This window comes from Rhodomicrobium udaipurense JA643 (assembly GCF_000636015.1).
GTDB lineage: Bacteria > Pseudomonadota > Alphaproteobacteria > Rhizobiales > Rhodomicrobiaceae > Rhodomicrobium > Rhodomicrobium udaipurense.
Genome location: NZ_JFZJ01000042.1, coordinates 1 through 20,521 on the forward strand (window position 1 = coordinate 1; position 20,521 = coordinate 20,521).

Here is a 20,521-nt window from a genome sequence, read left to right on the forward strand (position 1 = left end):
CCGAGCATTTCGGCCGCCGCCGCAACATCGCCCTCCGCGAGCAATTCCCGGATGCGCGTCGATGAAAACACGTCGCCTGCGTAACCCTGTGCCGACACGACCGTCACCCCAAATCCATGTTGTCGCCCGAGCGCGGCAAGCACGTCCGGGTTGCCGCTGCGGCCCTTGCCGAAAAAGAAATTGTAGCCGACGCTTGCGTGCTTGATGGCGAAGGCGTCGACGAGGATTTGCTCGACGAAGGCATCCGCCGGGAGCCCCGCAAGGTCCGCGTCGAATGGGATCACCGCCGTGAAGCCGCAGCCATAGGCGGCCAGAAGGTCGAGCTTGCGCTGAAGCGTCGTCAGCCGGAACAGCGTCTTCTGCGGTTGAAAGAATTTGCGCGGGTATGGCTCGAAGACCATCGCCCCCATCGGCAGACGGCCTTCCTGAGCCTTCTCCTGCGCGGCGTGGAGCACGGCGCGGTGGCCGCGATGGACCCCGTCGAAGGTGCCGATCGCGAGCGATGCACCTTTCGCGGAGTCCGGAACTTCATGCCATCCGTGGACAACGTCCATTCCACCTCACTCAGAGCTTTTCGCGAAGTCATGCCCCGCGAAAAGGTTCAGTCCTGTTAACGCGTTCTTCGCGAGAAGAGGGTTGCGCTACTTCTGCTTCGGTTCGCGCGAAGGAACCATGATGACGGCCTCGCCGACGACAACCGTTTTCCCACCCACTTTGCACTCACAGTGGAAGATTGCCCGTCTCTTTTCCGTGATCAAGTCCGTAACCCGCACCGTGGTGACAACTTCGTCACCGATATGGACGGGGCCTTTGAAGTTCAGCGTCTGCGAGATGTAGATGCAGCCGGGGCCGGGCAGCTTCGTGCCGAAGACGGCTGAGATGTAGGCCGCCGACAGCATGCCATGCGCGATGCGCTGCTTGAACGGCGTGGTGGCGGCGAACGCCTCGTCCAGATGGACCGGGTTCGTGTCGCCGGAAATCTCGGCGAAGCCGGTGATGTGCTCATCCTTCACCGTGCTGGTGAGGCTGCCCTCCTGCCCGACCGACAGATCCTCGAAATAAAGCCCCTGCTGTGCCGTGCCCGTCATGTGTTCCTCCGTGACGCCGAAACCGAGCCTTTGTCATAGGCGTCGGCCCTGACTTGCGCAACATCGTGCGAGCGATCGCGTCACGCCATTGGCCATGACGCCGGTCGAGTTCCGAGGCACGGAAGGCTTGGCGGCCGCCGCGCCTTTTCCTATGCTGGCGGCATGCATGAAGTCGCACGCCCGCTTTCTCGCGACGAGCTTCCCGCAAGGACGGCGGACCTCGCGCGCTTTCTCATCGGCAAGCTCGTGCTGCGCGCGCTTCCCGACGGGTTCGCCGTAGCGCGCATCGTCGAGACCGAAGCTTATCTTGCTGATGACGCCGCGTGCCACGCCTTTCGGGGGCCGACGCCGCGCAACCGCTCGATGTTCGGTCCGCCGGGCCACGCCTATGTGTATCGCGCCTATGGTGTGTGCTGGATGCTGAACGTGACGAACGCGGCGGTTGGCATCGGCGAGGCGGTGCTCATCCGGGCGGCGGAGCCGGTGGCGGGGCTTGACGCGATGAAACGCCATCGTGGCGAGGTGCCGACGCGCGATCTGCTGCGGGGGCCGGGGCGACTCGCCAGCGCGCTGGCTATCGACCGCAGTCACGATGGCGCGGATTTGTGCGCGCTTGGTGCGCTGTGGCTTGGCGCGGACGGGTCGGCGGGCGGCGACATCGGCACGAGCACGCGCATCGGCATCACGCGCGACGCGCACCTTCCGCTCCGGTTCTATCTGAAAGGCAGCCGGTTCGTCAGCGGTCCGGCCGCGCTCAACGGGCAGGGGAGGTCGCGCCGCAACGCTCGTTCAGCGCCCGTCGCGCTCGACAGCGACGTAGCAGGCGAAGACCGCGCTCATGATCGCAAGGCTGATCGCGAAGACCCACTCGACCGCTGACACGCGCGCTTCCACGCACGACGCGATATAGGCGCCTGTCGTCATACTTTGCAGGACGGACAAGATGGCAAGGGCACGCATTACAAACCTCGATACAAGCGATAGTGTAATGCGCGGGCGCGACCGATCAACCCCACGTTTCGGAGTAACTGTAGTGCACGCGGGGCGACAGAGCCAAGATTCGAATCGTTATTGGCCTTGCGGGAAAACCGTTGCGGCTTCGGGAGTCGTCGGAGAAAAGGCCGCGAAATGTCGTGCGCACGACATTCTTTCGATCTCGGTTGTTGTAAGATAAGAAGCCGATGCCCTTCGATGGGAATACCCAGATTGCGGCCGGTAGCGCGCCCGCTGTCCGCTTGGCGGGTTCGGCGCACTTTTCTCAGGCAGAACCCGGCGTTCTGCCGCACCGCTTCGCGCGCAGTATCAGGCAGGAAACCGGACCAGATGTCAGAGCAGATCGACCGCTACGTGAGTTTCAAGAACATCGATTGCAATGCGCGCGCTGAGAAAATGATGGACGCGTTGAAGCCCTATATTGAGGCGGCGGAAAATCCGTTCTGGGCCTATTTTCAGCAGAAGCGCGCCGAGTTCAATGCGAAGGGCTACGACGATTTGCGCGTGCTGCATAACTATCTGCCGACGCTCAAGGAGTTGATCGAAGACGACGAGCTTCTCGCGCAACTGGAAGATCTCGAATACACCTGCATGTGACAGGCGAGGGCAGTAACGCGCATTCGTGGTCCGATTCCGACATTTGCATCCGTTCGCAAGCCACGTTTGCGAGCAAATATCGGAATCAAAGGACCACTAGCAGTTTTCTGATTCGAGTGGAGCGAATTTGACATTTGAGCGAAAGATCGCAACGACCGGGACTCAAATGTCAAATTCGCTCCACTAAATTGCCTGCATCGGTGTTTGCCTCTGAACGGAGATAGTCCAATGCAAACGAAAGCTTATGCGGCGCACGCCTCGTCCTCGCCGCTCGCGCCTTTTTCCCTCGATCGCCGCGAGCCCGGCGCGGACGACGTCGCGATCGACATCCTCTATTGCGGCGTCTGCCATTCCGACCTGCACGCCGCGCGCGGCGAGTGGCCTGGCATGCGCTTCCCCATGGTGCCGGGCCACGAGATCGTCGGTCGGGTGACGGCTGTCGGCGATGAAGTGACCGCTTTCAAGCCGGGCGACATCGTCGGCGTCGGCTGCATGGTCGATAGTTGCGGCGAGTGTCCTTCCTGCGAGGAGGGCGATGAGCAGTATTGCGAAGGCGAGCACGGCTTCATCCAGACCTATAATGGCGCGATGAAGGGTGGTGGCGAAAACACTTTCGGGGGCTATTCAGGGTCCATCGTGGTCAAGGACAGCTTCGTGCTGAAGATCCGCCACAAGGAGGCCGACCTCGCCGCAGTCGCCCCGTTGCTTTGCGCGGGCATCACCACCTATTCGCCGCTGCGCCACTGGGGCATCATGCCGGGCGAAAAGGTCGGCATCGTCGGAATCGGCGGCCTCGGCCATATGGGCATCAAGCTTGCGCATGCGATGGGCGCGCATGTCGTGGCGTTCACAACCTCACCCTCGAAGCGCGAGGCGGCGCTGGCGCTCGGCGCCGACGAGGTAGTGGTTTCCCGCGATCCGGCCGAGATGGCGGCGCATGCGGGCACGTTCGACTTCATCCTGAACACCGTTGCCGCGTCCCACAACCTCGATGCGTTCACGGCGCTGTTGAAGCGCGATGGCACCATGACGCTCGTCGGCGTTCCGTCCGAGCCGCACCCTTCGCCGAACGTGGCGAATCTGATTTTCAGCCGCCGCGCCATCGCGGGTTCGCTCATCGGCGGCATTCGCGAGACGCAGGAGATGCTCGATTTCTGCGCCGATCACGGCATCGTCGCCGACATCGAGATGATCTCGATGCAGGACATCGACGCCGCCTTCGATCGCATGCTGAAGAGCGACGTGAAGTATCGCTTCGTCATCGACATGGAGACGCTGAAGCAGGCGGCGTGAGTTCTGATAGGCCGGGCATCGACCCGGCCATTTTCATTCCGCCGGGCGAACGCCGTAGGCGGATGGCGCGCTCCGCTTCAACCCACCCGCGAAGATCGCAATCGCCGCGCACATCGCCACGATCAGGAGCATCGCCGCCGGAATGCCGAGGCCATGCGCGAGAAAGCCGATCACCGACGGTCCGAGCAGCAACCCGCCATAGCCGAGCGTCGAGATCGAAGCCACCGCGATGCCCGGATCGACGCCCGGATGATTGCCCGCCGCGCTGAAAAGCGCCGGTGCGATCACCGACAGCCCCAGCCCCGCGAGCGCGAACCCGCCGATGGCAAGCGCGGGATGGGGTGCGAGCATCGCCACGGCCATGCCGACTGTGGCGACGGCGGCGAGAGCGCGCACGAGCGCAGTCATTTCATAGCGGGCGCGCAGGCGATCGCCCACGAGTCGCCCGACGATCATCGTCGCCGAGAAGGCAGCGAAAGCCAGGGCAGCGACGGAGTCGGTGCTTCCATGCGCGGCCTTCATAAGGAGCGCGCCCCAGTCGGAGATCGCGCCTTCCGAGAGAAACGCGCACAGGCAGAGAAGCGCGAGACCGAGGATGGGCAGCGGCGGTAGCCTGAGTCCGCCTTTCTCCCCGCTTTCGGTTTCGGCGTCGGCAAGGAGAGGGCGCATGGCGAAGGGCAGGAGCGCAAGGAAAACGGCCGCGAGCGCCGCATACTGAGCGGCAGGCGCGATGTCGCTCGCGGCGGCGGAAATGAGCGCGCCCGCAAGACAGCCGGTGCTGAACAGCGCGAAGAAGCCGGACATCGCAGGTCGCCCGAGTGCGCGCTCCACCATGACGGCCTGCACGCCGCCGCCCACCTCCAGCGTGCCGCAAGCGTATCCGAGCACGAAGAACGCGGCGGCGAGTTGCCACCATTCGCCGGCGAGACCGATCAGCGGCCATGTTGCGAGCATGAGCGCGGTTCCAACTCCGACGAGCATTTTCGAGCCGATGCGCGCCTGAAGGACGCCCGCGACCGGAAAGGCGCACAGTCCGCCGATGCCGAGGCAGAAGATCGCCTGACCCAGCTGCGCGTCGTTCACGCCCGTCTGCATCTTGAGCGCGGGCATGCGCGCGACGACGCTGCCATAGGCGAGGCCGTTGACGAGAAAGAAATAGGCGCAGCCGAGGCGGGCGGCTTGAGCGCGGGCGAGGGCTTTCATCGGGCTGAAGCTTTCGAACGAGTTGAGAGAATACGTGACCGGCGAGCCGAGAGCTTTTCGCGATTGGATGGTACGCGGAAAAAGCTTTAACGCGCTTTGATGTCGGGCGTGAAACGATCCTCGTTCATGAGGGAAGAATTAGACGAACACTTCCGCGCGGTCAATCGCCGGTGCTCGCGGAGCGTTAACCTCGGCGCCGCCACCGTTTCAAGTCCGGGGCAAGATGGATCGTATAATCCGATGCAATGGCTTGGCCGGACGGCGCGGCGCAATCAGATGGTTAAATCGCATTTACGGATTGTTCACGACCTTTAGCTCATAATGAACGCTGATCAGCTACGATGCGTTAACCATCGCCGACATGTGTTCCTTAACCGCGAGTGCTCTAGGGCCGATGCGGCAAAGTCGGGCTTTTGAGCGTGATGTAACGAAGGAGGGCGTCGATGGCCCAGGTCTCAGTTGTCGTGAACGGTCGAAGCTTCAGGTTGGCCTGCCGTGACGGGGAAGAACCCCGCGTTCAGGAGTTGGCCGGGGAAATCGATTCGCTGATCTCGAAACTCAAGGGCAACGCGAAAGCCACGCAGGACGACCGCTTGTTTCTCATGGCGGCTCTGGTGCTGGCCGATCAGCTTTCCGACGCGCAGGCCGAATTGCAGCGCGCGCGTCAGTTGGTAGACGGCCGAGCCTATCACGTCATCGAAGGCGGCGCGCAGGCGATGCAGCGCGACCTGTCGCGGGCGCTCGAAGCCGCGGCCGCACGGGTTGAACCGTTGCCGCGGATCTCGAACGGCTCGTAACGTCTTCGCGGCGACCGCGCGCCCTATCTCGGGCGGCTGTGCGTCAACGCCAACCCGCCCGAACCGAAGGCGAACACCTGAATGAGACCGCCTGCGAGCGCGATGTTCTTCATGAAGTGCTGGAGCTGGTTGGAGTCGGCGAAGTTGCTGTGGAACCCGATCGCGGCCGCGAGCGTGTAGAAGGCAAGGATGAGCGCCGCGTAGCGGGTGCCGAGGCCCAACGCGAGGAAGATGCCGCCGAATATTTCGATCGATGTCGCGATGTAATAGACGATCGTCGGCTCGATCATGTTGATGGACGCAAACCGCGCAATCGTTTCGTCCTTAGTCAGCAGATGGAAAAACCCGTAGGCAATGAATATCAGCGCCATCATGATGCGGCCGATGGCTGCCATATAATTGATGCTCGTCATTGCGGCTCCTTCTCGAATTGCGGACGTTGACGCCGTAACAGGGCAGACACGCATCCAAACGGACGCGCATGAGCTGATTGCCAGCAGAAGCGTTGAGCGTCCAAACGCGTCATTAAAAGCGCGCGCCACGCGAATTGCGCAAATACGCTCCGTTTTTTAGCTTTTGACCGACGCCGGGGCTAGCATTTTCCGCTGCGTCATTTATATCTTGATGGCTGCGGGGTGCGTTAGGGGCTCACTGAATACCCGGGCCCTATAAGATCCTTAAGGGAGCTGACCCTGACTGAGGCCCTGGCCTCGGATACTCGGCACCCACCTGCTAGCCAGGGACCCAGGGGATCGAAATGCCCCGACGGCCTTCGCGGCTCCATTATTCAAGACCGGTTTTCGTGCTGACAGAAGCGACTAACGACTTCGACGCGGTATCCGGGCTCAAAGTCCGGCTCCGTGAAGAGGCTTCCGCGCGCCGCTCCGAGGCGTGGACGCGGGCGGGCGAAAGCGCGGCGAAAGCCGTCGCCGAGGCCGGGTTGCGCCTCGCCGCAAGCCTCGATGGCGAGCAAATAGTCGCCGGTTATCATCCCTTCCGTTACGAACTCGACGTGGTGCCGCTCCTCGCCGCCCTTCAGGCGGAGCGCTATCCCGTCGCGCTGCCGCGCTCGCACCCGGAACGGCGGCTGACCTTTCACGCCTGGACGCCCGGCGCGCCCCTCGAACGCCGAAAGCTCGGAATGCTGGAACCGCCCGAAACGGCTGAGGAACTGCATCCGTCTGTGCTCTTCGTACCGCTTCTCGCCTTCGACGCGCGCGGCAATCGCCTCGGCTACGGCGCGGGGTTTTATGACGTGGCGCTGAGCACGATGCGCGCTGAACGGCGCGTGCTGGCGGTTGGCGTCGCATTCGATGAACAGGAGTTTCCCGCCATTCCCGCCGAACCGCTGGATCAGCCGCTCGACCTGGTGCTGACACCGACACGCCTCCTCACCCGCGAGGCTTCCTGATGCGCCTTCTTTTCCTTGGCGACGTGCTTGGCCGCGCGGGCCGCAATGCCGTTTGCGAGGCGTTGCCCGATCTTCGCGCGCGGCTTGCGGCGGATTTCGTCATCGTCAACGGCGAGAACGCGGCGGGCGGCTTCGGCATCACCGAGGTGATATGCCAGGATCTGCTGGATGCGGGCGCGGACGTCGTCACCACCGGCAACCATGTGTGGGACCAGCGGGAGGCGCTCGTCTTCATCGGCCGCCAGCCGCGCATGCTTCGTCCGCTGAACTTTCCCTCTGGCACACCCGGCCTTGGCGCGGGGCTTTTCCGCGCAGCCAACGGCGCCGATGTGCTGGTGCTGAATGTGATGGGCCGCGTGTTCATGGACGCGCTCGAAGACCCGTTCAAGATGGTCGAGCGCGAGATAACGGCCTGTCCGCTGAAGCGCGGAGCGGACGCGATCTTCATTGATTTCCATGCGGAAGCGACATCGGAGAAGCAGGCGCTAGGCGTGGCGTTCGACGGGCGCGTGAGCGCAGTCATCGGCACGCATACGCATGTGCCGACGGCCGACGCGCGCGTGCTTCCCGGCGGCACGGCTTATCTCACCGACGCGGGCATGTGCGGCGACTACAATTCCATCATCGGCATGGACAAGGAAGAGCCGGTGCATCGCTTCCTGACGCGCATCCCCTCGGGGCGGTTCACGCCGGCGCTCGGGCCCGCCACAATCTGCGGTGCGTTCATCGAGATCGACGACGCGACGGGGCTCGCAACTTCCATTGTGCCGGTGCGCGACGGCGCGGCGCTCGGCGGCAAGCGCGAGGATGAACTCACGAGCCGCGCCATCGCCGAATGGCTGGAGAAGAACCGGTAGCCTGCGCTGCCGGGAAGGGCGACCTCAACCGTCAGCAGGATCTTGCCGACTGTTCGCCCGGTTTCCAGCAGCGTGTGTGCTTGCCCCAACTCTGACAACGGAACGTCTTCGCGATACGCGGCCGGATCGCTCCGGCGGCGAGTAGTTTCGCGACCTCGCCCATTCCGTCGCCGCGCGAAGCGGCATGTACGAGCACGCGTTGTCCCGGTTCGTTGCGGGTGAGGCGCGTGGAGTCTGCCGCGCGGTCAGCCCCCGCCAGACCGCCGCTTCCTCGCACGAGATCGACGATGATCTGCGCGCGAGATAACCCGCCGGGGCGACGGGCGTGTTTCGCGTCAACCCTCCCCGGGAAAGCCGATGGAGCGAAGGCCTGGTCTCCGACGTTCCACTCCGTCACGTTGTCACCGAGCGCGACGAGGTGCCGGAGAGGTCTTTGTGATCAGGTGAAAAATCCGCTGCTCTAGAACAGCTTCAGGCCCGGAGGCAACGGCAGGCCCGCCGTCAGCTCCTGCATCTTCTCCGCCATGACATGCTCAGACTTCTGTTTGGCGTCGTTGTGCGCGGCGACAATGAGGTCTTCCAGAATTTCGCTTTCCTCCGGCTTGATGAGGCTCGGATCGACGGACAGGCCCGCCATCACGCCCTTGCCGGTAAGCCGCACTTTGACGAGCCCGCCGCCCGAGGTGCCTTCAACCTGCATGGTCTCAAGCTCGGTCTGAAGCTCGGCCATCTTCGTTTGCAGTTCTTGCGCCTGCTTCATCATCGACATGATGTTTTTCATTTCAAAGCCTCTCCTTGGTTCGGCTCCGACCCTCGGCCGAAGCCCGGAACCCGTTTTCGCTCGTCGACCGATCCGCGCGGACGATCTGCCCTGACGCTCTCAATCGAGCTTTCGCACATCCGTTATCTCGGCATCCGGGAAGTGGTGGAGAATGCTCTTCACCGCAGGATGCTTGCGAATCTCTTCCTTGGCCTGCGCCTTTTCGTCTCTCATGCGCGCGCCGAGCGGGGGAAGCCCGCGCTCCTCCGAGAGCGAAACGATCCAGCGCTCACCCGTCCAGGCTTGCAGTTTCTTCGCAAGCTCTGGCGCGAGTGATTGAGGCGCGCCTTCGAGCAGGCGAAGTTCCAGAAAGCCCGGCCCGAATTTCACGAGTTCGACCCGTTCTTCAAGGGCTTTTTGCAGCATGATGTCTCGGGCCGCCCTGACCTTTTCGACGATCTCCTCGAAGGAAGCAAAGCTGCGCGGGGCTTCTCTTGGCGCTTCGGCCGATGATTGTGCCACGGCTTCGCTTCCGCGCGACGAGAGGACGCGGGGACGCGCCGGCTCGAACCCGCCGTTCGGAGCGCCCGAGGCTAAATCGCGTGCCGGAGCGCCGGAAGCCGATTCGCGGACGGGAGCGCGTTCGCCGCCGCCGCGCTTCAACTCGCCGATGACATCGGCCGGAGACGGCAACTGCGCCGTGTAGCACATGCGGATGACGAGCATCTCGGCGGCGGCCAAGGGGCGCGGCGCGCGGGCGGCCTCGTCGATTCCCTTGAGAAGCATCTGCCAGGCCATGGCGAGGCGGGGCACCGGAAGCGACGCGGCGAGACGGTCGGCGCGGGCGCGATCGTCGGCGGACAAATCGTGCGGGTAGGCGCCGGGCAAAACCTTGAGCCGCGACAGCGCGTGCACCGCGTCGGCCGCGTCAGAGATGATGAGCGTCGGGTCCGCGCCGCGTTCGTTCAGCGCGCCGAGGGCGGTGAGCGCGCCCGCCGCGTCGCCATCGAAAATGCGTTCCAGCAAGTCGAAGATCGCGTCGCGGCCCGAAAGACCCAGCATGTCGAGCACGGCGGCGGCGGTGAGGCGGCCCTCCGCCATGGTCAGCGCCTGATCGAGCAGCGACAATCCGTCGCGCACCGAGCCTTCCGCCGCGCGCGCAATGAGCGCCAGCGCCGAATCGTCGGCGGCGTAGCCTTCCTTTTCGAGGATGCGCGCGAAGTGGGCGGACAAGACTTCCGGTTCGACGCGGCGCAGGTCGAAGCGCTGGCAGCGCGACAGGATCGTGACGGGGACTTTGCGGATTTCCGTCGTCGCGAAGATGAACTTCACATGCGGCGGCGGCTCTTCAAGCGTCTTGAGCAGGCCGTTGAAGGCCGACTTCGACAGCATGTGCACTTCGTCGATGATGAAGACGCGATAGCGCGCGGCAGCGGGCTTGTAGCGCACTGCCTCGATGATCTCGCGGATGTCGTCGATGCCGGTGTTGGAGGCCGCGTCCATTTCGAGCACGTCCACATGGCGGCTATCCATGATGGCTTGGCAATGGCGGCCAAGTTCGGCGATGTCGAGCGACGGGCGATCCGGCAGGCCGTCGCGCTCGTAATTCAGCGCGCGAGCGAGAATGCGGGCGGTGGTGGTCTTGCCGACGCCGCGCACGCCGGTCAGCATGTAGGCTTGCGCGATACGGTCCATCGCGAACGCGTTGCGCAGCGTGCGGACGAGGATATCCTGGCCGATGAGATCGTCGAGCGTCTGCGGGCGGTATTTGCGCGCGAGAACGAGGTAGGACTGCGCCTTGCCCAAAACTTCGGAGGTGGGGAGCGCCGGGGCGTTATCGCTATTGCTCATGTCCCAGATCCGGCAGGCGGACCGTCATGCGCCCGTTTACATGGTGCCGCGAAAGCGGCATCAAACGCTTGTACCGCAAAGGCGGCATCAAAAGCTTCTGCCGCGAAACGGCAACGAAAGCTGGTGCCGCGCAAACGGCAGTGAGAGGCTGGACAGCAACCCGCATCGGATTCGTTAGGGCTGCTTCCTTCCGGACCTGACCCGGTTGGCGAGCGATACGCCTGCGCCAACCTCCCGCCCCTTATATCGCCGCTTCGCGCGTTTCTGGCAAGAGGGCTTTGCGTTACGCTCTGGCCGCCAGCTTCTTTTCGCATTTGCAACCCGGCCCGCATGGCGGCTTCTTCGTGCATTTCTGCTTTTTCCGCCGACCGCGGCGCTTTTCATCGGTGCGGCTGACGCTCTTCCAGTGGGCTTTCAGCCGAGCATGAAACCCCTTCGGCTTCTCTGCGAAGAGGTGTTCGCCGCGTTCCTTTGCATCGGCGAGCAGCGACGCCTGCTTTTCGTCGATGAACCGGAGCAGCGTATTCACGTCGGCGGGCGTGCGAAACACCGCGCGATTTTGCTCGATCATCTCGCGCAGCACGGCGAGGTCGTGATGGAGACCGAGCGCATCCGACAGCGTCTTGGCGAGTTTCGCGCGCGCTTTCGCTTCCTTGGGCCACGCCGTTCGGAGCAGCAGCGTCTGCCGCCAGTGGCGCTGCACTTGCTTGCGCCACTCGTGCAGATCCTCGACGTGTTCGGAGGCGAGCGCCTTTTTCATCTCACGCCGGCCGCGCTTGTAGGTTCGCGAGGAGGCGGCCAGCAAATCCTTCGCGGATGCGTCGCCGAAATCGAGCTGCGAAAGACACGCCTTCGCCTTGGCAACTTCCCCGATTGCTTTACCTATGTTTTCGGAAACCGCCCGCTCCAGCACCTGCTCGTGCCTCGCCTGCAGCCATGACGACAGATCAGAAAAAAGCCGTTCATGGGACGCGTCGGCGAACTCTTCGCGCAGTGTCTCCGCCGCACCAACGGCCACCTGCGCGTCGCGACTCGCGGAAAGCAGCTTCCCGGCACCCGACAGAAGCTTCTGCGAGCTTCGGGCCGCGTCCCCTTTATCCACCGATTTCACAAGATCGAGGAGCGCGCGGGTCCGCTTGAAATGCCGCCTTGCCGCGTGGATAGCGGTTTCGTCATGGTCGGCAGTCATGAGCCGCTCAAGCGCGGCGTCCAGTTGCTCGCAGCCAACGGCCGGAACCGACTGACTCAATGGGTCGAAAAGGTTTAGCCGATAATTCACTTGAGTATGCTCGTGACAACGGGATCACTTACAAGGTCGGGTGTTGCGGCCACCTCGTCAAGCGTCCGGATTGTACCTACGCCGCCTTCAGCATGGGCTCCCGGACCGCAGCCGGTTCGCTTTCGCGGTCAACATGAAGCCAGCGCAGGATCTCGATCTGCCCGTCAGCGTGCTCGGCTATGGCTGTGCAGTTCTCCGTCCAGTCGCCGCAATTCAGATAACGGACGCCATCGATCAGGCGGTCGGCCGGATGGTGGATGTGGCCGCACACGACACCGTCATAACCGCGACGTTTTGCCTCAGCGGCAAGCGCCGTCTCGAACTCGTCGATAAAGGCCGCCGCCGCCTTCACCCGTGTCTTCACGTAGACGGAGAGCGACCAGTGCCCGAATCCAAGCTTGCGCCGCGCCCAGTTCAACGGCCCGTCGCACCACAGCACGAACTCGTAGGAGCGGTCGCCGAGGAAGCGAAGCCACTTCGCGTAACGCACCACCACGTCGAACTCGTCGCCATGGAGCACGAACAGCTTGCGACCGTTGGCCGTCGTGTGCACGCAATCGCGCGTGATCTCGATGCCGCTGAAGGTCATGCCGCAATAGGCGCGCAGCGCCTCGTCGTGATTGCCGGGCACATAGACGATGCGCGTGCCTGAGTGCATGCGTTCCAGAAGGATTTGCAGAATTTCGTCGTTGCCGCCGGGCCAGATCACGCCGCGCTTCAGGCGCCAGAAGTCGATGATGTCGCCGACGAGGTAAATCGTCTCGGCGTCGTGGGTTCTCAGAAACTCGACCAGCGCGTGCGTTTTCGCCGCGCGCGTGCCGAGGTGCAGGTCCGAAAGGAAGAGCGCGCGATAACGCTTTTTGCCGAACCGGATCACCGGCACGTTCCGAAAGAAGCCATGCATAAGCGTGTCCCTCATCCCCTTGGCTTACGCTAGACAAGAAAAGGGAAACGCATTGCAACCGTGTGACAGCCGGGCGTTTTCGATTGCGCACACTACAACGTGACCGGGTACGGACGAAAACGCCGCAGGGCCTCGCGCCCGCTCCCGAGTGACACCATCCGCGCGAACGCCCTTGCATCTTCGCGCGCGCGCCGTAATTTTGAGCAAGCGCAAAGCCGACCTCGGAAAGCCCGATTTCGGAAAGCCGACCTGGAGACTGCATGTCCGCCGCCGAACCCGATCCGAACGAAGAATTCTACCGGGGCCTCAGAAAGCCCAGCATCGCCGCCGAGATTCTTTCGGAAGCGCTTCCCTACATGCAGCGCTACGATCAGGCGACGGTTGTCATCAAATATGGCGGCCACGCGATGGGCGACGCCAAGCTCGCGGAGAGTTTTGCGCGCGACATCGTCATGCTCGAACAAGCGAGCGTAAAGCCGGTGGTGGTGCATGGCGGCGGCCCGCAGATCGCGAAGCTGCTGAACCGGCTCGGCATCAAGAGCGAATTTTCAGGCGGCCTTCGCGTGACCGACGCCGCCACCGTCGAGGTGGTGGAGATGGTTCTCGCGGGCTCCATCAACAAAGGCATCGTGGCGGAGATCAACGCCCTTGGCGGCCATGCCTGCGGCATCTCCGGCAAGGACGGCAATCTGATGATTGCGAAGAAGCTGACGCGCACCGAGATCGACCCCGATTCGGCGATCGAGCGCGTAGTGGATCTCGGCTTTGTTGGCGACCCGGAGGAGGTGAACCCGCGCATCGTGCAGGTGCTCGCCGAAAACGAGATCATTCCCGTGGTCGCGCCGCTCGGCCTCGCGCGCGACGGCACGACCTACAACATCAACGCCGACACCTTCGCGAGTGCGCTCGCCGGTGCGCTGAAGGCGAAGCGCCTGCTTCTCCTCACCGACGTGGCGGGCGTGCTCGATCAGAACAAGAAGCTCATCCACCGCCTCACCGTCAGCCAGGCGCGCGCGATGATCGCGGACGGCACCATCACCGGTGGCATGATCCCGAAGGTGGAAGGCTGCATCAGCGTCATCAAGCAGGGCGTGGAGGGCGTCGTGATCCTCGACGGGCGCGTGCCGCATGCCGTTCTGCTGGAGCTGTTCACCGAGCACGGCGTCGGCACGCTGATCGAGCGGGATTAGGATACGGCCGGGGCAACCCGCCCTTTTCTTTTCGACGGTGGGGCATGGCGAATAAATTCAAAATACCGGCGGATGTCGAAATGGCGATCCGGGCAAGGGATGCTGTGTGCGCCTATTGCGGCGGTCAGATGCAAAACCATCCTGGCGTCAGAGGCTGTCAGAAGGATAAGGCGACGATCGAGCACCTGAACTTTGATGGCCCCTTATATTGGGGGGAAGGTTTGGTGGCAGAGGATATCGTAATCTGTTGCGGAAGCTGTAATTCGAGCAGAGGAACGAAGGCGCTAGACGTCTGGTTCAAGAGCTCCTACTCATCGCCCGGAGCATCAACGCCGAAACAGTGGCCACGCCGGTAAAGGAATATCTGAAGCGGCGCGCTGCAATATTGTTTGCAGAACCTACGCCACTGGAAGGTGCGACGGTATCGGACGGCGCTTAGCAGCGACTTGACCGGGCTGGCCGGACGGCGATCTGCACGCCATATGTCAAGTGCGGCTATTTCAGCCGCGCATGAAATTTGAAAGCAAGAATCTTTGTCCGATCACGCAAACAGGATCACGAGTGGGGGGGCTGACATTTCCGCCACGCGGGATCGCGTCGCCGTCCCGGAGGCGGAGGACGCCGACGCGGCCGCCGCAACGCTCGTGGAAGCCGCGGCCGAAGCGGCGCAGCTCGCGCGGTCCTTCGCCGATACGCGGCTGTGGATCTTCGACCTAGACAACACGCTCTACCCGGCCGAATGCAACCTCTTCGCGCAGATCGATCAGCGCATGTCGGGCTTCATCCAGAAGTTGCTCGGGCTGGACCACGCGGCGGCGCGGAAGGTGCAGAAGGATCTCTACTATCACTACGGCACCACGCTCGCCGGGCTGATGGCCGAATATGGCGTGAAGCCGGAAGAGTTTATGGACTACGTCCACGACATCGACCTCGCGCCGGTCTCGCCCATGCCGGAGCTTGACGCCGCCATCGCGCGCCTCGAAGGCCGCAAATTCATCTTCACGAACGGCTCGACGCGGCATGCCGAGCGAGTCGCGGCGAAGCTCGGCGTGCTCGACCGTTTCGACGGCATTTTCGATATCGCGGCGGGCAACTATGTGCCAAAGCCGAAGCCCGAAAGCTTCAGCGCCTTCATGCGCTATTGCGAGGGAGGCGACTGCAAGGCCGCGATGTTCGAAGATCTGCCGCACAATCTCGAAGCGGCGCATGCGCTCGGCATCAAGACCGTGCTCGTCCGCTCGGACTACCTCGACCACCCGTCGCAGCATGCGCTCGCAGCCGCCACCGCGCTGCCGCCCTACATCCACTACGAGACGGACGACCTCACGCGCTTCCTCGGCAGCATCGTGGCGAAATAGCCACGTACCTTCACGCCCCGATGCGCGTGACGCCGCCCATATACGGCAGCAGCGCATCCGGCACGCGGATGGAGCCGTCCGCCTCCTGATAGTTCTCGATCACGGCGATGAGCGCGCGGCCGACCGCAAGGCCGGAGCCGTTCAACGTGTGGACGAACTGCACATCCTTCGCGGCCGAGGGCCGGAAGCGCGCCTGCATGCGCCGGGCCTGGAAGTCGCCGCAGTTCGACACGCTCGAAATCTCGCGATACGCGCCCTGCCCCGGCAGCCACACTTCGATGTCGTGCGTCTTGCGCGCGCCGAAGCCCGTGTCACCCGCGCATAGCACGACGACGCGATACGGCAGGCCGAGCCGCTTCAGGATCTCCTCGGCGCAACCCGTCATGCGCGCGTGCTCGGCGGGCGAGGCTTCGGGCGTCGTGATCGACACCATCTCGACCTTGTAGAACTGATGCTGGCGGATCATGCCGCGCGTGTCGCGCCCCGCCGCGCCCGCTTCCGCGCGGAAGCACGGCGTCAGCGCGGTGAAGCGCAGCGGCAGGTCGGCTTCGGGGAGGATGCTCTCACGAACGAGGTTGGTCAGCGGCACTTCGGCGGTCGGGATGAGCCACCTCGCGACCTCTATCACTGGGTGAACTCCGATCAGTCTGCCGTTTTCAAACCGCGCATCACTCACATTGACGCTGACAGTCCCCCCTAGACCAATATTGAAACTCTGTTCCAGCTCCTTTTTTCGTAACCCTTTAAAATTGAACTGCATCGTACCGGCGGTGTCGGCAATTACTACGTCTACCTCGTCACTTCCAACGATCTCGGATGATCTAGTTGAGAAAAGATCTTCCGCGAATTTCGGCAATTGAGCGGTGCCCAAGAGTGCCGGATCCTTCACAAGCAACGGCGGGTTCACCTCGGTGTAGCCGTGCTCGCTCGTCTGCACGTCGAGCATGAACTGGCCGAGCGCGCGCTCAAGCCGTGCAAGCTGCCCCTTCAACACCGTGAAGCGCGCGCCGGAAATCTTCGCCGCCGCCTCGAAATCCATGAGGCCGAGCGCCTCGCCCAACTCGAAATGCTGCTTCGGCGCGAAGTCCTCGGCGGCGAAATCGCGCGGGCTGCCGACGCGGCGAAGCTCGACATTTTCGCTCTCGTCCTTGCCGTCCGGCACCTCGGGCGCGGGCAGCAGCATGTTCGGGATGCCCGCGAGCAGCGCCGTAATCGCCGCGTCAAGCTCGCGCTCCTTCGCTTCGCCCGCCGCAATCGCGCCCTTGAGGTCCGCCACCTCGGCCATCAGCGCCTCGGCCTTCGCCGGATCGCCGCCCTTGCCCTTCGCCTTGCCGATCTCCTTCGACGCCGCGTTGCGCCGCGCCTGCATGTCCTGCAACGCCTTCTTGTGCGCGCGAAGCTCCTCGTCGAGCGCGAGCACGGTGGACGACAGCGGCTCCGCGCCCCGGCGTGCGAGGCCCTGATCGAAGTCGGCGGGGTTCTCACGAATCCATTTGAGGTCGAGCACGGAAGGTCTCCCAAAGAAGCATGGCCGGGAATGCCCCGGCCATCGAATGAGTTGCGTCAGCTATAGAAGGCTCGCGCGCGGGCGTAAAGACGGTGCGCCGTCGCGGCGAAGCGGTCGCGCCGCGGTCAGTTCCCGCCGCCGTCGCCCCGATGTGCGTTCGGCACGCGCCGCGTCGCATAATCCGGGAGCAGCACGATGGAACCCGTCGTCTCGCGCGCTTCAAGGGCTCGATGCGCCTCGACGGCCTCGGACAGGCGATAGACCTTGCCGATGTTGATCTTCACGCGGCGCAGTTGAACCATATCGATGACATCGTTGGCATTTTGGACCAGCGCATCGCGCGTTGCTATGTAGCTGTACAGCGAGGGCCGCGTGGCGAAGAGCGACCCCTTCTGCGTAAGAAGGCCGAGTTCGAACGGCGGCACCGGGCCGGACGCGTTGCCGAAGCTCACGAACAGGCCTCGCGGTCGCAGGCAATCGAGCGAGCCGGGAAAGGTGTCCTTGCCGACCGAGTCGTAAACCACATCGACGCCGCGCCCGCCGGTGATGTCCTTCACGCGTTCGACGAAATTCTCGGTGCGATAATTGATGACATGCGTGCAGCCATGCGCGCGGGCAAGCTGCGCCTTCTCGTCCGAGCCCGCCGTGCCGATGATCGTCGCGCCGATATGGTGCGCCCACTGGCTGGCGATGAGGCCGACGCCGCCCGCCGCCGCGTGCCACAAGAGCACGGTGTCTTTCGTGACGGGATACGTCTCCTTGAGGAGATAGCGCACGGTCAGGCCTTGCAGCATCATGGCCGCCGCCGTCTCATAGGGAAAATCGCTCGGGATCTTCACGAGACTGTCCGCCGGGATGAGGCGTTCTTCGGCATAGCCGCCAATCGGCCCCGCATAGGCCACGTGATCGCCCACCGCGAGGCCCGTCACGCCTTCGCCGAGCGCCACAACCTCGCCCGCGCCTTCGCTGCCCGGAATGAACGGGAAGGACGGCTGCGAATAGAGGCCCGTGCGTTGATAAACGTCGATGTAATTGACGCCCGCTGCGTGCTGGCGAATCTTCGCCTGACCGGGGCCGGGCGCGCCGACCTCGACTTCCTCCCATCGGAGGACTTCGGGGCCGCCATAGGCGTGGATGCGGATAGCGTGGGTCGGACGCGGCATGCCTCACCTCTCGTGCAAAAGCACGCAGGACAATCCAGCGTGCCTTATGGCCTGTTTGTCGCAGTTATGCGGGATTTTTGCGCAAAAGTCGACCAAAGTCCAAGGAGGCCGCCGCTCATTGCGCTGGCTCCGAACCGCCGCGTTTGAGAACGACGAAGCCCGACCTAAGCCGCCCTGCTCAGACCTCCTCTGGCACCTGAAGCTTCTGCCGCAGCAACGCATTCACCGCGTCGGGATTCGCCTTGCCGCCCGTCGCGCGCATCACCTGCCCGACAAACCAGCCCAGCGTCTTCGGCTTCGTCTGCACCTGCTCGACCTGCTTCGGGTTGGCGGCGATGATCTCGTCCACCACCTTTTCGATGGCGCCGGTGTCCGTCACCTGCTTCAGCCCGCGTTCCTCGACGATTGCGCCCGGCGTGCCGCCCTTGTCGAGCATGATCTCGAAGACTTCCTTCGCGATGCGGCCCGAAATCACGTCGGACGAGATAAGGTCGATCAGCTCGCCAAGCTGCGCCGCCGAAATCGGGCTCTCGGTGATGTCCTTGCCCGTCTTGTTCAGCGCGGCGAAGAAATCGCCCATCATCCAGTTCGCGGCGAGTTTCGGGTCGCGGCCCTTGGCGACGGTTTCGTAGAAGTCGGCGGAGGCGCGGTCCAGGATGAGCACGCCCGCATCGTATGCCGAAAGCGCGTATTCGCTCATGAAACGCGCGCGCTTTTCGTCCGGCAATTCCGGCAATACTTTCTTCAAATCCTCGACGAATGCCTCGGATACTTCGAGCGGCAGCAGGTCCGGGTCGGGGAAATAGCGGTAGTCGTGCGCCTCTTCCTTCGAACGCATGGGGCGCGTCTTGCCCGACTTCGCGTCGAACAGCCGCGTCTCCTGCTTGATCGTGCCGCCGTCTTCGATCACGTCGATCTGGCGGCGCGCCTCATATTCGATGGCCTGACCGATGAAGCGGATCGAGTTCACGTTCTTGATCTCGCAGCGCGTGCCGAGAGGCGCGCCGAGCTTCCTCACGGACACGTTCACGTCCGCGCGCAAGCTGCCCTCTTCCATGTTGCCGTCGCACGTGCCGAGATAGCGCAGGATCGTGCGAAGCTTGGTGATGTAGGCCTTCGCCTCCTCCGACGAGCGGATGTCCGGCTTCGACACGATTTCCATCAACGCGACGCCGGAGCGGTTCAGGTCCACGTAGGAATGGTCCGGGTCCTGATCGTGCAGGCTCTTGCCAGCGTCCTGCTCAAGGTGCAGGCGCTCGATGCCGACATCGAAGGAATATTCCTTGAGATCGACCGTGACGACGCCCTCGCCCACGATGGGAAACTTGAACTGCGAAATCTGATAGCCCTGCGGCAGGTCGGGGTAAAAGTAGTTCTTGCGGTCGAACACGGAGCGGCGGTTGATCTGCGCCTTGAGCCCTAGGCCGGTGCGGATCGCCTGCTTCACGCATTCCACGTTGATGACGGGCAGCATGCCCGGCATGGCCGCGTCCACGAGGCTCACATGGCTGTTGGGCTCGCCGCCGAAAGCCGCCGACGCGCCGGAAAATAGCTTCGCGTTGGAGAGCACCTGCGCGTGCACCTCCATGCCCACGATCACTTCCCAGGGGCCGGTTGCGCCATCGATGAGGTTTTCTTTTCTCGTGTCTGCCATGGGTTTGGTCCGAAGTCCGGTTTAGATGAAGCGGGTTCGCCCTGTCGCGCGCTAGAAGCGCGGCGGATAGCGAAGCCCGATGACAAGCGTTCTCGGCGCGGCGAGCGCGAAGCGCGCCTTGTAGAACCCGATCCGCGCCGCGACGGGGTTCACGTCTTCGGGAAGCGTCTGGCTGAAGCCGCGTCCCTCGATGGGCCGTTTGAAAAGGCCGGTGTCGAAAATGCCATTGCTGTTTTCGTCGTGGAACACGAACACCGCATAGTCGCCTTCGGGAATAGGGGGAAAGGTGTAGGACACGGTGAGGTTTTGCAGGCTGCCGATCGAGCGGATGCACACAGGGAAATTCGCGAAGTCGCAGGGCGGATCGCCGGGGCGCTCGTCGCGGAACTGGATCTTGGTATGGTTTGGATATTTCGACGAGTCGGTCGCGTCCGCCCAAAGCGCAAGAACCACGCGCCCCTTGTAGCTGCGCAAGCCCGAGACATCGACGCGCAGATCCGCGAAATCGTCCGCGAGCGCGGGCGCCGCTCCGGCCAAAGCCGCAAGCGCGATACCGAGATGCACGCCAATACGCCTGGCGCCAACGCCTGCGGAAAAGGTCTCGGGAATGGCCGTC

The 20,521-nt window shown here is 63.5% G+C and carries 19 protein-coding genes, 2 other RNA genes and 1 pseudogene; 9 read left to right on the plus strand and 13 right to left on the minus strand.

The window, feature by feature from the left end:
- Positions 1-554, minus strand: a pseudogene (locus T281_RS08160) (bifunctional riboflavin kinase/FAD synthetase); the annotation flags it as partial.
- 87 nt (positions 555-641) lie between these two features.
- A complete protein-coding gene (locus T281_RS08165; protein ID WP_013419243.1) occupies positions 642-1,088 on the minus strand; it encodes a MaoC family dehydratase in 447 nt (148 codons plus the stop codon).
- 162 nt (positions 1,089-1,250) lie between these two features.
- On the opposite strand from T281_RS08165, the gene T281_RS08170 reads away from it, so the two are divergent.
- The 3 genes from T281_RS08170 to T281_RS08180 all read left to right on the plus strand — a co-directional run bounded on the left by T281_RS08170 (position 1,251) and on the right by T281_RS08180 (position 3,971).
- Entirely contained in the window at positions 1,251-1,967 is a 717-nt protein-coding gene (locus T281_RS08170; protein ID WP_037237064.1) for a DNA-3-methyladenine glycosylase, read from the plus strand.
- Positions 1,968-2,411: 444 nt separating this feature from the next.
- Positions 2,412-2,678 carry a N(2)-fixation sustaining protein CowN gene (cowN, locus tag T281_RS08175; RefSeq protein ID WP_037237065.1) on the plus strand — a complete coding sequence of 89 codons (267 nt, stop codon included), beginning with the start codon at positions 2,412-2,414 and terminating at the stop codon, positions 2,676-2,678.
- Positions 2,679-2,906: 228 nt separating this feature from the next.
- Positions 2,907-3,971: an NAD(P)-dependent alcohol dehydrogenase gene (locus tag T281_RS08180; protein ID WP_037237066.1), complete on the plus strand. Its 1,065-nt coding sequence runs from the start codon at positions 2,907-2,909 to the stop codon at positions 3,969-3,971.
- A gap of 33 nt (positions 3,972-4,004) precedes the next feature.
- On the opposite strand, the gene T281_RS08185 is transcribed toward T281_RS08180, so the two are convergent.
- Complete coding sequence (locus T281_RS08185; RefSeq protein ID WP_037237067.1) at positions 4,005-5,174, minus strand: MFS transporter; 1,170 nt, start codon at positions 5,172-5,174, stop codon at positions 4,005-4,007.
- 443 nt (positions 5,175-5,617) lie between these two features.
- Here T281_RS08185 and T281_RS08190 point away from each other — a divergent pair, with 443 nt between their 5' ends.
- Positions 5,618-5,971: a cell division protein ZapA gene (locus T281_RS08190; protein WP_013419238.1), complete on the plus strand. Its 354-nt coding sequence runs from the start codon at positions 5,618-5,620 to the stop codon at positions 5,969-5,971.
- A gap of 23 nt (positions 5,972-5,994) precedes the next feature.
- On the opposite strand, the gene T281_RS08195 is transcribed toward T281_RS08190, so the two are convergent.
- The gene (locus T281_RS08195; protein WP_037237078.1) at positions 5,995-6,384 is read right to left on the minus strand and encodes a DoxX family protein; all 390 of its coding nucleotides are present in this window, start codon (positions 6,382-6,384) and stop codon (positions 5,995-5,997) included.
- Between the two features lie 209 nt (positions 6,385-6,593).
- Here T281_RS08195 and ssrS point away from each other — a divergent pair.
- The 3 genes from ssrS to T281_RS08205 all read left to right on the plus strand — a co-directional run bounded on the left by ssrS (position 6,594) and on the right by T281_RS08205 (position 8,239).
- Positions 6,594-6,756, plus strand: a non-coding RNA gene (gene ssrS, locus T281_RS18225) — 6S RNA.
- Positions 6,757-6,773: 17 nt separating this feature from the next.
- A complete protein-coding gene (locus tag T281_RS08200) occupies positions 6,774-7,382 on the plus strand; it encodes a 5-formyltetrahydrofolate cyclo-ligase (RefSeq protein WP_052037262.1) in 609 nt (202 codons plus the stop codon).
- Positions 7,382-8,239 (plus strand): TIGR00282 family metallophosphoesterase, encoded by an 858-nt coding sequence (locus tag T281_RS08205; RefSeq protein ID WP_037237079.1) that lies wholly within the window; start codon positions 7,382-7,384, stop codon positions 8,237-8,239. Before T281_RS08200 ends, T281_RS08205 begins: the two co-directional genes overlap by 1 nt.
- Before the next feature lie 460 nt (positions 8,240-8,699).
- Here T281_RS08205 and T281_RS08210 read toward each other — a convergent pair whose 3' ends face one another.
- From T281_RS08210 to T281_RS08225, 5 genes are all read right to left on the minus strand, one after another.
- Positions 8,700-9,020: a YbaB/EbfC family nucleoid-associated protein gene (locus T281_RS08210; RefSeq protein WP_013419221.1), complete on the minus strand. Its 321-nt coding sequence runs from the start codon at positions 9,018-9,020 to the stop codon at positions 8,700-8,702.
- 99 nt (positions 9,021-9,119) lie between these two features.
- On the minus strand, positions 9,120-10,850 hold the full coding sequence (locus T281_RS08215; protein ID WP_037237080.1) for a DNA polymerase III subunit gamma/tau: 1,731 nt from the start codon (positions 10,848-10,850) through the stop codon (positions 9,120-9,122).
- A 139-nt stretch (positions 10,851-10,989) separates the two neighbouring features.
- Positions 10,990-11,086, minus strand: an RNA gene (ffs, locus tag T281_RS18230) — signal recognition particle sRNA small type.
- A gap of 47 nt (positions 11,087-11,133) precedes the next feature.
- Positions 11,134-12,129, minus strand: coding sequence for a CHAD domain-containing protein (locus T281_RS08220; RefSeq protein WP_155955166.1), 996 nt, complete (start codon positions 12,127-12,129; stop codon positions 11,134-11,136).
- 76 nt (positions 12,130-12,205) lie between these two features.
- Positions 12,206-13,033: a UDP-2,3-diacylglucosamine diphosphatase gene (locus tag T281_RS08225; protein ID WP_052037263.1), complete on the minus strand. Its 828-nt coding sequence runs from the start codon at positions 13,031-13,033 to the stop codon at positions 12,206-12,208.
- Between the two features lie 260 nt (positions 13,034-13,293).
- Here T281_RS08225 and argB point away from each other — a divergent pair, with 260 nt between their 5' ends.
- Positions 13,294-14,223: an acetylglutamate kinase gene (argB, locus tag T281_RS08230; protein WP_013419225.1), complete on the plus strand. Its 930-nt coding sequence runs from the start codon at positions 13,294-13,296 to the stop codon at positions 14,221-14,223.
- A 533-nt stretch (positions 14,224-14,756) separates the two neighbouring features.
- Positions 14,757-15,581 (plus strand): pyrimidine 5'-nucleotidase, encoded by an 825-nt coding sequence (locus tag T281_RS08235; protein ID WP_245269188.1) that lies wholly within the window; start codon positions 14,757-14,759, stop codon positions 15,579-15,581.
- 10 nt (positions 15,582-15,591) lie between these two features.
- Here T281_RS08235 and serS read toward each other — a convergent pair whose 3' ends face one another.
- The 4 genes from serS to T281_RS08255 form a co-directional block, all read right to left on the minus strand.
- Complete coding sequence (serS, locus tag T281_RS08240; RefSeq protein ID WP_037237090.1) at positions 15,592-17,088, minus strand: serine--tRNA ligase; 1,497 nt, start codon at positions 17,086-17,088, stop codon at positions 15,592-15,594.
- 125 nt (positions 17,089-17,213) lie between these two features.
- Positions 17,214-18,251 (minus strand): quinone oxidoreductase family protein, encoded by a 1,038-nt coding sequence (locus T281_RS08245; protein WP_037237092.1) that lies wholly within the window; start codon positions 18,249-18,251, stop codon positions 17,214-17,216.
- A gap of 178 nt (positions 18,252-18,429) precedes the next feature.
- Entirely contained in the window at positions 18,430-19,905 is a 1,476-nt protein-coding gene (gene gatB / locus T281_RS08250) for an Asp-tRNA(Asn)/Glu-tRNA(Gln) amidotransferase subunit GatB (RefSeq protein ID WP_037237093.1), read from the minus strand.
- A 51-nt stretch (positions 19,906-19,956) separates the two neighbouring features.
- On the minus strand, positions 19,957-20,469 hold the full coding sequence (locus T281_RS08255) for a DUF2141 domain-containing protein (RefSeq protein WP_037237094.1): 513 nt from the start codon (positions 20,467-20,469) through the stop codon (positions 19,957-19,959).
- Positions 20,470-20,521 lie beyond the last annotated feature (52 nt).